This is a genomic window from Bradyrhizobium sediminis, from assembly GCF_018736085.1.
In the GTDB taxonomy this organism is placed as follows: domain Bacteria; phylum Pseudomonadota; class Alphaproteobacteria; order Rhizobiales; family Xanthobacteraceae; genus Bradyrhizobium; species Bradyrhizobium sediminis.
Genome location: NZ_CP076134.1, coordinates 2909234 through 2923427, shown reverse-complemented (window position 1 = coordinate 2923427; position 14194 = coordinate 2909234). Strand labels below are relative to the sequence as shown.

At 63.8% G+C, this 14194-nt stretch carries 16 protein-coding genes; 9 read left to right on the top strand and 7 right to left on the bottom strand.

The window, feature by feature from the left end; genetic code table 11:
- Nucleotides 1-90 precede the first annotated feature (90 nt).
- Together KMZ29_RS14170 and KMZ29_RS14165 are read left to right on the top strand one after the other, a co-directional pair.
- The gene (locus tag KMZ29_RS14170; RefSeq protein WP_215601865.1) at nucleotides 91-369 is read left to right on the top strand and encodes a GNAT family N-acetyltransferase; all 279 of its coding nucleotides are present in this window, start codon (nucleotides 91-93) and stop codon (nucleotides 367-369) included.
- A 182-nt stretch (nucleotides 370-551) separates the two neighbouring features.
- Entirely contained in the window at nucleotides 552-971 is a 420-nt protein-coding gene (locus KMZ29_RS14165) for a PaaI family thioesterase (protein ID WP_215619855.1), read from the top strand.
- A 120-nt stretch (nucleotides 972-1091) separates the two neighbouring features.
- Here KMZ29_RS14165 and KMZ29_RS14160 read toward each other — a convergent pair whose 3' ends face one another.
- A complete protein-coding gene (locus KMZ29_RS14160) occupies nucleotides 1092-1463 on the bottom strand; it encodes a DUF3597 domain-containing protein (protein WP_215619854.1) in 372 nt (123 codons plus the stop codon).
- A gap of 257 nt (nucleotides 1464-1720) precedes the next feature.
- Between KMZ29_RS14160 and KMZ29_RS14155 the strand changes: the two genes are divergently transcribed.
- The 6 genes from KMZ29_RS14155 (at nucleotide 1721) to KMZ29_RS14130 (ending at nucleotide 6942) form a co-directional block, all read left to right on the top strand.
- Nucleotides 1721-2632: a DUF2189 domain-containing protein gene (locus KMZ29_RS14155; RefSeq protein ID WP_215619853.1), complete on the top strand. Its 912-nt coding sequence runs from the start codon at nucleotides 1721-1723 to the stop codon at nucleotides 2630-2632.
- A gap of 19 nt (nucleotides 2633-2651) precedes the next feature.
- Complete coding sequence (locus KMZ29_RS14150) at nucleotides 2652-2855, top strand: hypothetical protein (protein WP_215619852.1); 204 nt, start codon at nucleotides 2652-2654, stop codon at nucleotides 2853-2855.
- Nucleotides 2856-2866: 11 nt separating this feature from the next.
- Nucleotides 2867-3682, top strand: coding sequence for a lytic murein transglycosylase (locus KMZ29_RS14145; protein ID WP_215619851.1), 816 nt, complete (start codon nucleotides 2867-2869; stop codon nucleotides 3680-3682).
- Between the two features lie 438 nt (nucleotides 3683-4120).
- Nucleotides 4121-4273 (top strand): DUF1127 domain-containing protein, encoded by a 153-nt coding sequence (locus KMZ29_RS14140; protein WP_016846063.1) that lies wholly within the window; start codon nucleotides 4121-4123, stop codon nucleotides 4271-4273.
- 103 nt (nucleotides 4274-4376) lie between these two features.
- Nucleotides 4377-5810: a methylenetetrahydrofolate--tRNA-(uracil(54)-C(5))-methyltransferase (FADH(2)-oxidizing) TrmFO gene (gene trmFO, locus KMZ29_RS14135; RefSeq protein ID WP_215619850.1), complete on the top strand. Its 1434-nt coding sequence runs from the start codon at nucleotides 4377-4379 to the stop codon at nucleotides 5808-5810.
- Nucleotides 5811-5817: 7 nt separating this feature from the next.
- Nucleotides 5818-6942: a serine/threonine protein kinase gene (locus KMZ29_RS14130; RefSeq protein ID WP_215619849.1), complete on the top strand. Its 1125-nt coding sequence runs from the start codon at nucleotides 5818-5820 to the stop codon at nucleotides 6940-6942.
- Nucleotides 6943-7040: 98 nt separating this feature from the next.
- Here KMZ29_RS14130 and KMZ29_RS14125 read toward each other — a convergent pair whose 3' ends face one another.
- The 5 genes from KMZ29_RS14125 to yajC all read right to left on the bottom strand — a co-directional run bounded on the left by KMZ29_RS14125 (nucleotide 7041) and on the right by yajC (nucleotide 11412).
- Complete coding sequence (locus tag KMZ29_RS14125; protein ID WP_215619848.1) at nucleotides 7041-7901, bottom strand: phytoene/squalene synthase family protein; 861 nt, start codon at nucleotides 7899-7901, stop codon at nucleotides 7041-7043.
- Nucleotides 7898-8281 carry an Mth938-like domain-containing protein gene (locus KMZ29_RS14120; RefSeq protein WP_215619847.1) on the bottom strand — a complete coding sequence of 128 codons (384 nt, stop codon included), beginning with the start codon at nucleotides 8279-8281 and terminating at the stop codon, nucleotides 7898-7900. Before KMZ29_RS14120 ends, KMZ29_RS14125 begins: the two co-directional genes overlap by 4 nt.
- 2 nt (nucleotides 8282-8283) lie before the next feature.
- Complete coding sequence (secF, locus tag KMZ29_RS14115) at nucleotides 8284-9285, bottom strand: protein translocase subunit SecF (protein ID WP_215619846.1); 1002 nt, start codon at nucleotides 9283-9285, stop codon at nucleotides 8284-8286.
- Between the two features lie 116 nt (nucleotides 9286-9401).
- Complete coding sequence (gene secD, locus KMZ29_RS14110) at nucleotides 9402-11003, bottom strand: protein translocase subunit SecD (protein WP_215619845.1); 1602 nt, start codon at nucleotides 11001-11003, stop codon at nucleotides 9402-9404.
- Between the two features lie 43 nt (nucleotides 11004-11046).
- Entirely contained in the window at nucleotides 11047-11412 is a 366-nt protein-coding gene (yajC, locus tag KMZ29_RS14105; RefSeq protein WP_215601854.1) for a preprotein translocase subunit YajC, read from the bottom strand.
- 180 nt (nucleotides 11413-11592) lie between these two features.
- Between yajC and KMZ29_RS14100 the strand changes: the two genes are divergently transcribed.
- The gene (locus KMZ29_RS14100) at nucleotides 11593-12564 is read left to right on the top strand and encodes an ATP-binding protein (protein ID WP_215619844.1); all 972 of its coding nucleotides are present in this window, start codon (nucleotides 11593-11595) and stop codon (nucleotides 12562-12564) included.
- Between the two features lie 5 nt (nucleotides 12565-12569).
- Here the strand turns inward: KMZ29_RS14100 and KMZ29_RS14095 are convergent, their stop codons facing one another.
- Nucleotides 12570-14078, bottom strand: coding sequence for a DHA2 family efflux MFS transporter permease subunit (locus KMZ29_RS14095; RefSeq protein ID WP_249779690.1), 1509 nt, complete (start codon nucleotides 14076-14078; stop codon nucleotides 12570-12572).
- Nucleotides 14079-14194: the final 116 nt, after the last annotated feature.

The window sequence follows — 14194 nt, the reverse complement described above, 5'->3', positions numbered from 1 at the left end:
TCCATGCGCCTCTTCGTTGGTCGCAGGTTTGCATCGGCGGGTTCACGCGCCTAAATGACCTCCTGGAATCGCTTTGAGAGAGTTTTGGGCATGGCTGCAGCATCCGTTCGCGACAACAAGGCGCAGAGCCGGTTCGAACTCGATGTCGAAGGCACACTGGCGTTCGCGAACTACCGCCTGACGCCCTCGGCCGTCATCATCACTCACACCGAGACGCCGCGCGCGCTGCGCGGCCGCGGCATCGGCTCGCAACTGGTGCATGGCGCGCTGCAGTTGATCCGCGCCGATGGGCTGAAGGTGATCGCCGGCTGCAGTTTCGTGGTCGATTACCTGCACAAGAATCCTGAGTTTGCCGATCTGGCCGGGTGAACGAATTACAATCTGTCATTCCGGGGCGACGCAAAGCGTCGAACCCGGAATCTCGAGATTCCGGGTTCGTGCTGACGCACGCCCCGGAATGACCGAGGCCGAATCCCGGGCCCGTTGCCCTTGATGGCGCCGTGTGGCATTCACTTTCCCTTGGGCAGCAACGTTTCAGGGACAATCCGGCGATGACCGATTCACCCCCGGCGGGGTTTAAGCCGTTCGGGGTGACGGACGGTTTCATCGGGCACAACGGCCCGTATTACTGGCGTCAGGATTCCGCGGGCCAGCTTGAATTCGGCTTTCAGACCGATGAGCGGCATGGCAACCCCAATGGCGTCCTGCATGGCGGCGCTGTGCTGAGCTTTCTCGACACCATCCTCGGCCACGCCGTGGTCACGGGCACGCAGCGGCCCTGCGCCACCATTTCGCTGGACAGCCGGTTCATCGGCACGGCGGCGCCGGGCGAATGGGTCGGCGGCCGCACCACGGTCAGGAAACTGACCCGCAGCTTTGCCTTCGTCGACGCCGAGGCTTTCGCAGGCGACAGACTGCTGGTCACGGCGACCGCGATCTTCCGTATCTTCGAGGGCGGGCCCCGGAAGTAACCGCCCTCGCCCGCGCGGGCGCGCGGGATCATGACACGCTTCAGCCTGGATCGGACAAAAAAGGCCCGCCGTCCGGCGGGCCTTCTGATTTCGGCTGACGATCCGTCTATGGCCGGCTGCCTAGTGCTTGATCTCCGGCGGCAGCTTGCCGCCGTTGGCGGCGAATTTCGTCATCACCTGCTTGTGCAGCCAGATGTTCATGCTCGCGGAATCATTGCTGTCGCCGGTGTAACCGAGCTCTTTGGCAAGCTCCTTGCGCGCGGTGAAGCTGGAATCGATATCGAGCGCCTTCATCAGATCGACGATCGAGGTGCGCCATTCGAGCTTTTCGCCCTTGGCCTTCACCGCCGCGTCGAGAATCGGCGCGACATCGACGGTGGCCGCGGGCGCCGCTCCGCCCGATGCGGTGCCTGCCGCTGCGCCGCCGGCTCCCGGGGTCGCGTCGGCCTTGGTGCCGAAGATCGCGCTCATGATTTTTCCGAAAATGCTCATCGTTCTCTCTCCCAATAGGCGTTCCACACCGCGTAATGGTCCCATCCGGACCTTAACCTCCTCACCGAGGCTTGCCAATGCGGCATTCACCGAACCGTGAGCAATGGCATCGGCCGATTGAGATACGATGATGGCTCAGTTCGCGACACGGCCAGCTTTGGTTTCCTGTCGTCTGGTCTGATCGTGATCGTTTCCGCAATCGCCCTCGCGCCCCAACCGGCGCGAAAATGGTCGTTGCGGCAAGGGAGACGACGACCATGGCCAACTATCCTGGGAATGTCACTCAACTCGCTCAACCCGCGCCAGACAGCGCGGCAGCTCCGATCATACGGAAGATCGGGCTTTCCGATCTGCACCGGGTCCTGCAACTCGGCTGGGAGGACTTCAAAGCCATACCCAGCCACGCCATCATGCTCTGCCTGATCTATCCCGTGCTCGGGCTGGTGCTGGCGCGCACGGTGCTGGGTTATTCGGTATTGCCGCTGCTGTTTCCGTTGGCGGCGGGCTTCGCCCTGCTCGGCCCGTTCGCGGCACTCGGCCTCTATGAATTGAGCCGGCGCCGCGAGCGAGGCGAACCTGCCTCCGCATTTGACGCCATCGACGTGTTCCGCTCGCCGTCGTTCGGCGCCATGCTCGGGCTCGGCACGCTGCTGCTGGCGCTGTTCGTGACCTGGGTAGCGACCGCACAGGCGATCTATGTCGCGGCGTTCGGGTACGAAACGGCGGCCGGAATGCCCGACTTTGCCGGACGCGTTCTGACCACGCCGCAGGGCTGGTGGCTGATCGTGGTCGGCTGCGGCACCGGCTTCCTGTTTGCGCTGGTGGCGCTGTGCGTCAGCGTGGTTTCGTTCCCGCTGATGCTCGACCGTCACGCCGGCGTCGGCGACGCCATGGTGACCTCGCTCCGCGCGGTGGCACGCAACCCGGTGCCGATGGCGGCATGGGGATTGATCGTCGCAGTGCTGCTGGTCGCGGGATCGCTGCCGCTGTTCCTCGGGCTTGCCGTCGTCATCCCGCTGCTCGGCCACGCCACCTGGCATCTCTATCGCCAGGTGATTGCGCCCGAACTCAATCCGCAACCGCTGCCCCCCCGGCCGCATCGCGAGCGGCGTCCGGCTGCGGATTTTCCGGCCAACCTGTTCCCGTGGCGGCGCAAGACCGACGCGTAACGCGCGCGAAGGCCGCTCGATGAGCTATTGTGCGACCGCCGGATGCCTGTCGACCGGCGGTCGTTGGTTCGCGCAGGCGTTACGCCAAAACGAATTGAGTCAATTTGACATCGCCGATCCCGAACGCCTTCGCGGCCTCATCCGGCCGCTGAACTTCTCATCACGCGAAGTTGCGATCGATCGGCGCCCGCGCGAGCCTTGTTTTGGCCGCGGTTGGCGCTGACATTTTGCAGCATGAGTCTGCAATCTCTCTTCAGAGCGATCGCGATCGGCGCTGTCCTGACGACGCCTGTGGCATCGGCATTTGCAGCGCCTTGCGGCACCGGCAGTTTCGAGGCGTGGCTCAACGACTTCAAGACCGAAGCCGCGGCCAAGGGAATTTCGCAAACCGCGATTGCCGCGGGCCTGGGCGGTGTGACGCTGGATCGGAGCGTGCTTTCGCGCGATCATTCGCAGCGCGTGTTCAGCCAGAGTTTTGAGGAATTTTCCGGTCGCATGGTGCCGCCCCGCCTCGGACGCGGCGCCAACATGCTGAAGCAATACGGCTCGGTGCTCTCGCGCATCGAGAAAGATTACGGCGTGCCGGGCGAAGTGCTGGTGGCGATCTGGGGGCTGGAGACAGACTACGGCGCCAACATTGGAAAATTCCCGACGCTGCGTTCGCTGGCGACGCTGGCCTATGATTGCCGGCGAACGGAGATGTTCCGGGCCGAACTCCTGGACGCGTTGCGCATCGTCGAGCGCGGAGATCTCGCGCCATTGGAAATGCGCGGCGCCTGGGCGGGCGAACTCGGGCAGACCCAGTTCATGCCGTCGTCCTACATCAAATACGCGGTCGATTTCGACGGCAACGGCCGCCGCGATCTGCTGCGCAGCGCACCTGACGTGCTGGCGTCGACCGCCAATTACCTCGCCGGCCATGGCTGGCAGCGCGGCAAGGACTGGGAGCCCGGCAGCGCCAATTTCGCTGTGATCCAGCAATGGAACAAGAGCGAGGTCTATTCGAGGACGATCGCTCATTTCGCAAGCCAGTTGTCGCGCGCGCCCTGAACAGTCCAGCCTCCGGCTCCCCCATATCGAACGGAATCGCAATATATTGAATTGCGATTCATTTTTATTTGAATATTGCATGCGAATCACGCATGCATGATTGGATATTGCGACGACCCAGAATGATCCAGATTTGCGATCCACCCTTGAAACAAGCGCCTTCGAGGCCATCTCAATTTCCGTAAACCGATGTGTCGCCATTGCGACAATCCTGCGATTGTAGGCCATTTTTTGCGTGATGGCATCACAACGGGGCTTCATCGGCTGCGGTCTCGAGAGCTATCCCGAAAGGTTAATCGATTCTTACGCTTGTCATGCGTTTCTTACCTAGCTGCATCGCAACATCGGTGACTTCCGCACTGCGGTATATTTCCCTATATTCATTTCAACGATGAGGCTTCCTCCAAGAGCTGAATCGTAAATACAAGGAGACTACCCATGTTGCTCTCGCTCATCCGCATGATCCAGGCGTTCCGGGACTACCAGCGCAATGTCAGCGAACTGTCCCAGCTCAGCGATCGCGAGCTGGCCGATATCGGCCTTGATCGCTCGGACATTCCGCGCGTTGCAGCCGGTACCTACAACGGCTGATCCGTTTTCAGCCGACTGACGAACGGATAACGCCCGCCTCGCTGCGGGCGTTGTCGTTTCTGGCGCATTCCACTCGGGACGGAAAAGCGCTACCTGTCTCGCCATGACAGCCAAAAAATCGTCCTCGGAAACCGTCCACATCATTGGCGCGGGCCTCGCCGGCTCGGAAGCCGCTTGGCAGGCCGGTAGTGCCGGCGTTCGCGTGGTGCTGCACGAGATGCGCCCCGACCGTATGACCGAGGCTCACCGCACCGACGGCCTCGCCGAACTCGTGTGCTCCAATTCCTTCCGCTCCGACGATGCCGCCAACAACGCCGTCGGCCTGCTGCACGCCGAAATGCGCCGGCTGGGCTCGCTGATCATGCGCGCCGCCGACGCCAACCAGGTGCCCGCGGGCGGCGCGCTGGCGGTGGACCGCGACGGATTTTCCGCCGCCGTCACCAAGGCACTGCAGGACCATCCCCTGATCGAGATCCGCCGCGGCGAGGTCGCCGGCCTGCCGTCCGCGGACTGGAGCAACGTCATCGTTGCGACCGGCCCCCTCACATCGGCGCCGCTGGCGGACGGGATCCGGGCGCTCTCGGGCGAAGACTCCCTGGCGTTCTTCGATGCGATCGCCCCGATCGTGCACAAGGATTCCATCGACATGTCCAAGGCGTGGTTTCAATCGCGCTATGACAAGGTCGGACCCGGCGGCACCGGCGCCGATTACATCAATTGCCCGATGACCAAAGAACAGTATGACGGCTTCGTCGATGCGCTGATGTCGGGCGAAAAGACCGACTTCAAGGATTGGGAGACCAATACGCCCTATTTCGACGGCTGCCTGCCGATCGAAGTGATGGCCGAGCGCGGGCGCGAGACGCTGCGCCACGGGCCGATGAAGCCGGTCGGGCTGACTAATCCGCACGATCCCACCGTGAAGGCTTACGCCATCGTGCAGCTGCGCCAGGACAACAAGCTCGGCACGCTCTACAATATGGTCGGCTTCCAGACCAAGCTGAAGCACGGTGCCCAGCAGCGCGTGTTCCGCACCATTCCCGGGCTCGAGAACGCCGAATTCGCCCGGCTCGGCGGCCTGCATCGCAACACCTTCCTGAATTCGCCGAAATTGCTGGACAGCCAGTTGCGGCTGCGCGCGCAGCCGAGGTTGCGCTTTGCCGGCCAGATGACCGGTTGCGAAGGCTATGTGGAATCCGCCAGCATCGGATTGATCGCCGGCCTTTATGCCGCCGCCGATACGCGCGGAACGGCGCTGGCGCCGCCGCCCGCGACCACGGCGCTGGGATCGCTGCTCGGCCACATCACCGGCGGCCATATCGAAACCATCGACGCCGGGCCGGGGTCGTTCCAGCCGATGAATATCAATTTCGGGCTGTTTCCGCCGCTCGCCAATCCGCCCACCAAGAAGCCCGACGGCTCGCGGCTGCGCGGCAACGAAAAGACGGTGGCCAAGAAGCAGGCGATGAGCGCCCGCGCGCTGTCAGATCTCGATCGCTGGATCGCCGATCATTTGCGCGTTGCGGCGGCGGCGTGAGCGCTTCATGAGCCTGCCAAGAGACGACGCAGCAGCGCTGTCGACGCGATGGACCGAAGGCGTGCTGCTGAAGCGCGACGTGTTTTCGACTGTCGAACGCGGACGCTTTCGCAGCGATGCCGGCGAGGTCGACGCGGTATTGCGCCGGCTCGACCAGGTGCCGTGGTGGTCCTACATCCCGGCGCGTCATTTGTTCGGACGCGAACGCCGCGCCCTGGCGCTGGCGCGCGATCTCCGCGTCGGGCCGGAACTGCTGTGGGCCGGCAAGCAGGCGTTGGTGCGCGGCTTCATCAACGGCGTTGCGCTGCATCTGGCCAAACCACACGGCGACGTCGCCTATTTCCGTTCCGCCAAGCAGGCACTGCGCAAGCTGCATCGCGCCGGCATCTGCCACAACGACCTTGCCAAGGAACAGAACTGGCTGCGCGGCACTGACGGCCGCGCCTACCTCACCGACTTTCAACTCGCGCATTGTTTCAAGACACGAGGCCGGCTGTTCCGGATCGCGGCATACGAGGACCTCCGGCATCTCTTGAAGCACAAGCGCAGCTATGCGCCGCAGGCGCTGACGGCGAAAGAACGCCAGATCCTCGCGCGCAAGTCGCTGGTCGCCAGCATCTGGCTCAAGACCGGCAAGAAGGTCTACCGCGCCATCACCCGCGGCCTGTTCAATTTCACCGACCGCGAAGGCGGCGGCCGGCGGCTGGTCAACGACGCCCCCGTCCTGATCGAACTGATCCGGAAAAACCCTGACATCCGCGACGTCGCCATCGTCGCATTTGCCGACCGGCGCAGCGGCGTCGGGCTCTATGCCTTCGTCGAGGCCGACCAAGCCACGCTCGAAACGCGATTGCGCAACGACCTTACGGCGGCGAAGGGTCCGAAACCGCCCGAGCATATTCAGGTGGTGCAGGCCCTGCCGCGCGATGCGGCCGGCAAGCCGCGCACCGAGATTTTGCAACTGGTCGCGATGAACCAGCTCGACCTGATCGAGCCGATGATGACCAGCGAGACGGATCGCGCATTCCTCAAGAGCATTCTGGAGTCGCGGAAGAATTTGCGGGATCGATTCAATTTCGAGGCGACCGTGCCGTCAACGCCAACAGGCGCCATCACCCGCGAAGGCCGGTGATCCAGTATCCCAGAGGCATTCGAGGTTCAATCGAGATGCCGCGGCGTACTACCCACTTTCGCGGGTATGACGACTTCAGATCGGGTGGCTGCTCGGCCTCACGAAAACTCCCGCGACTTCGATGCTCGCCACAACGTCCACAGCGTCCGGAATCTTGAGCTGACCTGCGGCACGAACGGATCGTTGTCCGCACGTGCCATCCGCTGCAGATCGCGGTGCACCAGCGCCAGCGGCAGAAATACCTGCCGCACCTCCGGTGGCGCGTTCGCCAGTAGCGCGAAGGCGGTCTTCAGGTGGCCCCGCGCCTCGGCGATCAGCTGATCTAGCGCCGCGCGCAGTTTCGGGGTTTGCTTGCCGGCAAACACCTCTTCCATTCCGCAGCCGTGGCTCTCCAGCAGTTGCAGCGGCACGAACAGCTGCCGACGCGAGGCATCCAGCGGCAATGCGGCGATCACCTGGGCGATGCCCTGCGCCAACCCGGCATGGCACGCGAGGTGTTCGACATCACCGGACTGGTGCCCGGCGATCGCAGCACCGAACGAGAGCAGCGCACAGGAGGTGTCGTCGATGTAGCCTTCGAGCGCCGCCATGGTCGGCATCGGATCGTTGTAGAGATCGAACTGATGCTCGTCGATCAGCCGCGACAGCCACTCGACCGGCAGACGATAGTTGCGGATCGCCAGCTTCAGTTCGGCTGCGACCGGGTTGCCCTCGACGCCGCCATGGCCGGCGCCCGCCAGCATGTCGGCCCACCATTGCAGGCGCATTTCGCCGGGCAGCGGTTGGCTCACCTGCTCGCGGACCCGGGAAATCTCGACGTTGAAGGCAAACAAAGCCAGCAGCGCACGCCGCTGGCCGGCCGGGACGAACAGCGTGGAAGCGTAGCGGCCGAAATCATGCGTCCGCACCAGGTCGGCGCAAAAGGCCGCATCTTCCCTGTTGCCGTCCACGCTGCTCATGGCACCGCGATCAATGCCGCTGCGACGCGCCGCCGCTCGCCGATCATGATGTTGTAGGTACGGATCGCCGGTCCCGTCTGCATCGGATCCAGCACCACCTTCACCGCGCGCAACGCCTCGCGCAGGCCAGGCGGCGGCAGCCAGACTTCATTGCCGGTGCCGACGATCAGCGTATCGATGCCTTGGGCGGCGGCGAACACCCGTTGCAGCGACGCTTCATCGATTCCGGCGGCGCTCTTGACCGGCCAAGCCCAGATCGCATCCGGCAGGCACAACAGCGAGCCGCGATGCGACATCCCGGCGAAGGCGAAACCGCCCTTGCCGTAGGCCTCGATCGGCGCCGACCTCGGAAGATGCGGGGCGTCCGAGCTACTCGCCATGGCTACTTCTTGGCAGGCTTGTCCGGCGCATCCCGGTTGGTGCCGACGCCGAGATAGATCAGGATCGGCGCTGCGATGAAGATCGATGTGTAGGTGCCGACCAGCACCACGCCGAACATCATCACCGCGGTGAAGCTGTGGATGGCATGACCGCCGAACAAAAGCAGCGCCAGCAGGGCCAGCGTCACCGTGACGTGGGTAATGATCGAGCGCGACAGCGTCGAATTGATGGACTCGTTGAGCAGTTGCGGCATCGGCATCTTCTTGTAACGCCGCAGCATTTCCCTGATCCGGTCGTAGATCACGACGGTGTCGTTCAGCGAATAGCCGAGAATCGTCAACAGCGCCGCGATGCTGGTCAGGTCGAAGTCGACCTGGGAGATCGACATGAAGCCGATGGTCAGCACGATATCGTGGACGTTGGCGATCATGGCGCCGAGCGCGAACTGCCATTCGAACCGGAACCAGAGATAGATCAGGATCGCGAAGATCGCGAGCATCAGGCCCAGCATGCCGAAAGCCAGCAGTTCGCTGGAGACGCGCGGCCCCACCACTTCGACGCGACGGTATTCGACCGCGTCGCCGAGCGCGCCGCGCACCTTCTGCACCGCCGCCTGCTGGGCGGTATCGCCGCCCGGCTGTTCGGCAACCCGGATCAGGACATCGGCGGGTCCGCCGAACTGCTGCAGCTGCACGTCGCCGAGACCGAGACCGCCCAGCGTGCCGCGCATCGCTGCGATGTCGGCGGTGCCGGACTTGGCCTGCACCTCCAGCAACGTGCCGCCCTTGAAGTCGATGCCGAAATTCAGCCCATGGGTAAAGAACAGGACGATCGCGAAGATCGAGAGCAGCGCCGAAATCGGAAAGCTGATGCGGCGAAAACGGGTGAAATCGAAGTGCGTATCATCAGGCACGATCCGCAGCGACGGCAGCCAGCCGAAACAGCTGATGACCGTCAGCACGGCAATCAGGACGCCGAGTCCGATGAGAACGAGTTGTGTCAAAGCCGGCTCCGCATTCCCTGGAATATGATCGCGCTGCGCTGGATCACATTCGTCCCCTTATTTTGTGAGGGCATGATCTGTTCCGAAAACCGGTGTCCACTTTTCGGGATCATGCCCTAGATCGGCACGCTATGCGGCCGCTTCCACCTGACCCAGGTCGCGACGATCAGGCGGGTGAGCGTAAACGCGGTGAAAACCGTGGTGATGATGCCGATGCCGAGCGTCACGGCGAAGCCGCGCACCGGTCCGGTGCCGATATAGAACAGCACGGCCGCGGCGATGAAAGTGGTGATATTGGAATCCAGAATCGTCGACAGCGCCCGCTTGAAGCCGGCGTCGATCGCCGAAATCGCGTTGCGCCCGCCGCGCAATTCCTCACGGATGCGCTCGTAGATCAGCACGTTGGAGTCGACCGCGATGCCGACGGTCAGCACGATGCCGGCGATGCCGGGCAAGGTCAGCGTGGCGTTGAGCAGCGACAGCACGCCGAAGATCATGGCGACGTTAATGGCGACCGCGATATTGGCGAATACGCCGAACAGCCGGTAGGTCACCAGCATGAACACGATGACCAGGATCGAGCCGACATAGGCGGCAAGTTCGCCCTTCTCGATCGAATCCTGGCCGAGGCCGGGACCGACGGTGCGCTCCTCGATGATGGTCAACGGCGCCGGCAGCGCGCCCGCACGCAGCAGGATGGCCAGATCGTTGGCCTGCTGAACGGTGAAATTGCCGGAAATTTGTCCCTGTCCGCCGGTGATCGGCTCCTGGATGACGGGCGCCGAGATCACCTTGCCGTCGAGAACAATCGCGAACGGTTCCTTGACGTGTTCCGTCGTCGCCTGTGCGAATTTGCGCGAGCCCGATGTGTTGAATTTGAACGACACGATCGGCTGGCCGTTGCGCTGGTCGAATCCCGGCTGGGCGTCGGTGAGATCGCCGCCCGAGACCAGAACTTGCTTCTTGATGACCTGGGGCGCGCCCGACGCTTCGGCGCTCGGCAGCAATTCCGAATCGGGCGGCACACGGCCGCTAGCCGCCTGGTCGGGCGGCACCGTGAGATCGACCATCCGGAATTCCATCTTGGCGGTCTTGCCGAGCAGTTCCTTCAGTCGGGTCGGATCCTGCAGGCCCGGCACCTGCACCAGAATGCGGTCGACCCCCTGGCGCTGGATCAGCGGCTCGACGGTGCCGAGTTCGTTGACACGACGTTCGACGATCTGGATCGACTGTTCGACCGACTGGCGGACGCGTTCGGTGATCGCGGCCTGCGGCACGTTGAGTCGGATCAGCCCGGAGCCGGCATCGCTGACCTCAAGGCTGCGCTGGCCGCTGGAGCCGAGCAAGCCGCCGAGCGGCTGCGACAGCTCGCGTAGCTTGGTCAGCGCATTTTGCAGATCGGTGTCCTTGGTGATGCGCACTTCGACATTGTCATTGCGCACGGCGAGCCCGGTATAGGGGATCTTGGCTTCGCGCAGCGCCCGGCGGACGTCGTCGCGAACCTGGTCGAGCTTGTCCTTCTTGACCGAGTTGGAATCGACCTCGAGCAGGATGTGCGAGCCGCCCTGCAGGTCGAGGCCGAGCACGAGATGGCGCTGGGCCCATTTTGGCCAGGTCTTGACCTTGGCTTCGGGGAAGAAGTTCGGAACGGCGCAGAGGCACACCACCAGCGCCGTGAGGATGATCGCCAGCGCCTTCCACCGCGTGAAATACAACATCGAGTTGACCCGTCAGATCTGGGGAAAAGCGGCGCGCAAAAAGCTAGCTCGCGGACGTCTCGTCCTTGGCGGTATCAGCCTTTTCCTTCGCCGGCTCGCCCTTGGCGCGCACGCCCGAAATCATCTGCCGCATTTGCCGCACGCGCACGCCGTCGGAGATCTCGAATTCGATCTGGTCGTCGTCGACCACTTTCGTCACCTTGCCGACGAGGCCGCCCGAAGTGACGACGGTGTCGCCGCGGCGGATGTTCTTCACCAGCTCGGCGTGCTCTTTCACCTTCTTCTGCTGCGGCCGCAGAATAAGGAAATACATGATCACGAAGATCAGCGCGAACGGCAGCAACGACATCAACATGCTGTTGGTATCGCCACCGGCCGCGGCCTGGGCAAACGCAGGAGTAATCAGCATTCGGACAATCCTCGTGAAACGGGGGTAAACCGGCAACCCATCGGCGTCAGGCCGGTTCGGGCAAATTCGCGCGGACTATAGCGACCAGCGCCCCAATTGCAACGCTGCCAGCCCCCTCATTTACACCGCTTGCGGGACGCTCAAAGGGCCGATATGGCTGCAGGATCAGGAACTTCACAAATGTCGAAAAAAGCCAGAAAAACCGGGCCCCGGGCCGCCTCCAGGGCGGCTGCGCGCAAGCCCGTTAGAGCCGCGACAAAACGTCCGGCCGCCGCGCCCGAGAACGATAGTGCGGCGCGGATCGCGCGCGCGCTGGAGGCCATTGCCTCCCACCTGTCCGCGGCATCGCCGGCCGCGGAGCCCGCCGACTCGTTTGCCAGCGCCGACGCCTTCGTCTGGCACCCGAACGGCCGGCTGGCGCCGGTGCCACGCGTCAGCCGGGTCGATCTCGGGCTGCTCAAGGGCATCGACCGGATGCGCGATATCCTGATCGAGAACACCGAGCGCTTCGCCGACGGCCTGCCTGCCAACAACGCCCTGTTGTGGGGCGCACGCGGCATGGGCAAATCGTCGCTGGTGAAGGCGGCGCATGCCAGCCTTAACGTCAGCCGCAAGCCAGCGGCACGCCTGAAGCTGATCGAGATCCACCGCGAGGACATCGAAAGCCTGCCGGCGCTGATGGACATGCTGCGCAGCTCCGAATTCCGCTTCATCGTGTTCTGCGACGACCTGTCGTTCGACGGCAACGATGCCTCCTACAAGTCGCTAAAGGCGGTGCTGGAGGGCGGCATCGAGGGCCGCCCCGATAACGTGATCCTGTACGCGACCTCCAACCGCCGGCATCTCCTGGCGCGCGAGATGATCGAGAACGAACGCTCGACCGCCATCAATCCCGGCGAAGCGGTCGAGGAGAAGGTCTCGCTGTCGGACCGGTTCGGTCTTTGGCTCGGCTTTCATCGCTGCAGCCAGGATGAGTACCTTGCCATGGTGAAGGGCTATTGCGGCCATTTCGGCATCAAGCTCGCCGAGGAAGAACTCGAGCGCGAGGCGCTGGAATGGTCGACCACGCGCGGCTCGCGCTCCGGCCGCGTCGCCTGGCAGTTCACGCAGGAATTGGCGGGACGGCTCGGGGTCAGGCTCAAGCCGAACTGATCGCATCAGCCGCCGGCGGCGTCCGCGCGCAGCGGCTTCGCCAGCGGAATCAGCAGCAGGCCGAGCAACACGACCGAGGCCAGCAGTGCCCAGGCTTCGTTGGCGCTGGTGGCAAGCGCGGCCTGCTCGATCATGGAACGAGCCTCCGATAGATCGGGAGGGATCCGGTCGAGCCCGATCGCCTGCGCGGCGGTCGCATCGCCCGCGATCAGGCGCTGGCGGATGGCTTCGGCATGTCCCGACGTGCGTCCATAGAGGATGGTATCGATCAGCGCGATGCCGACCGCGCCGCCGAGATTTCGCATCATATTGAACAGGCCGCTGGCGTCCGGCACCTGCTTGTGCGGCAAGGTCTCCAGCGCCATCCGCGTCGGCGGCAGCAGGCAGAACATCGCGGCGAAGCCGCGCAGGACCTGGGGCCAGAACATCTCGTCGAAATCAGCGGTGCGGCTTTCGAACGCGCTCAAGCCCAGTCCGACGGCGAACAGACTGAATCCGAACGCCGACAGCCAGCGCGGGTCGAGCCGGCTCTCCAGCGCGCCCGCAATCGGCGCGGCCACCAGCTGGGCCGCTCCCGTGACCAGCATGATCGAGCCGATCTGCAGCGCATCGTGCTGCCGGACATAAGCGAGAAATACCGGCATCAGATAGACCACGCCGAACAACCCGACGCCGAGGCAAAAGCTCAGCACGCAGCCGACCGCAAAGGGCCGCACCCTCAGCGTTGCAAGTTCCACCACCGGCTGCACCGCCTTCAGTGTTCTGACCGCAAACAGGGCCGTCGCGACCGCGCACAGCGCGAACAGGCCGAAGCAGACCGTGGAGAACCAGCCCTGTTGCGGCGCCTGCTTCAAACCGATCTCCAGGCTCGCCAAGGCCACCGCCATCAGTGCCAGCGAGAGCCCGTCGAAATTCTTCAGACTGTTCAGCCGCGGCCTGCCGCGCGGCAGCAGGAATGGCGTCGCGATCACGGCGATGACACCGGGGACGACGTTGACCAGAAACAGCCAGGGCCAGGAATAATGGTGCGTGATCCAGCCGCCGACCACCGGTCCAACCGTGGGCGCAAGCACGGCCATGATGCCGGCGATGGTACCCGCGAACGGGTGGGCGCGCGCCGGAAACAACAGGAAGATGCCGGAGAACACCGCAGGGATCAGCGTCCCTCCGGAAAACCCCTGAAAGATGCGGAAGGTGACGAGGGACGCGAAGGTGTTGCTGAAGGCGCAGCCGACCGATGTCAGCGTGAACACGAAGATGGCGAGAACGAACAGCCAGCGCAAGGTGAGCACCCGCGTCAGCCAGCCCGTCAGCGGAATCGCGGTGATTTCCGCGATCAGATAGGCGGTCTGAATCCAGCTCATCGCGTCGGGCGATATCGCCAGCGCATCCTGGATCGTCGGCAGTGACGTCGCGACGACCTGAATGTCCAGGATCGCCATGAACATGCCGAGGCACATCAGGACGAAACCGAACCAGGTCGCGACGGTTGCCTTGGTGGTCCGCCAGATCATTTTACGTCGCGCAGCATGGTCTCACGCGGGGCGCCAGGCACGATTTGCTGCGTGCAACGCAAACCGAACGTCCTGAAATCCATTCCGACAAAAACGTCTGGAGGAAATAGCCGACC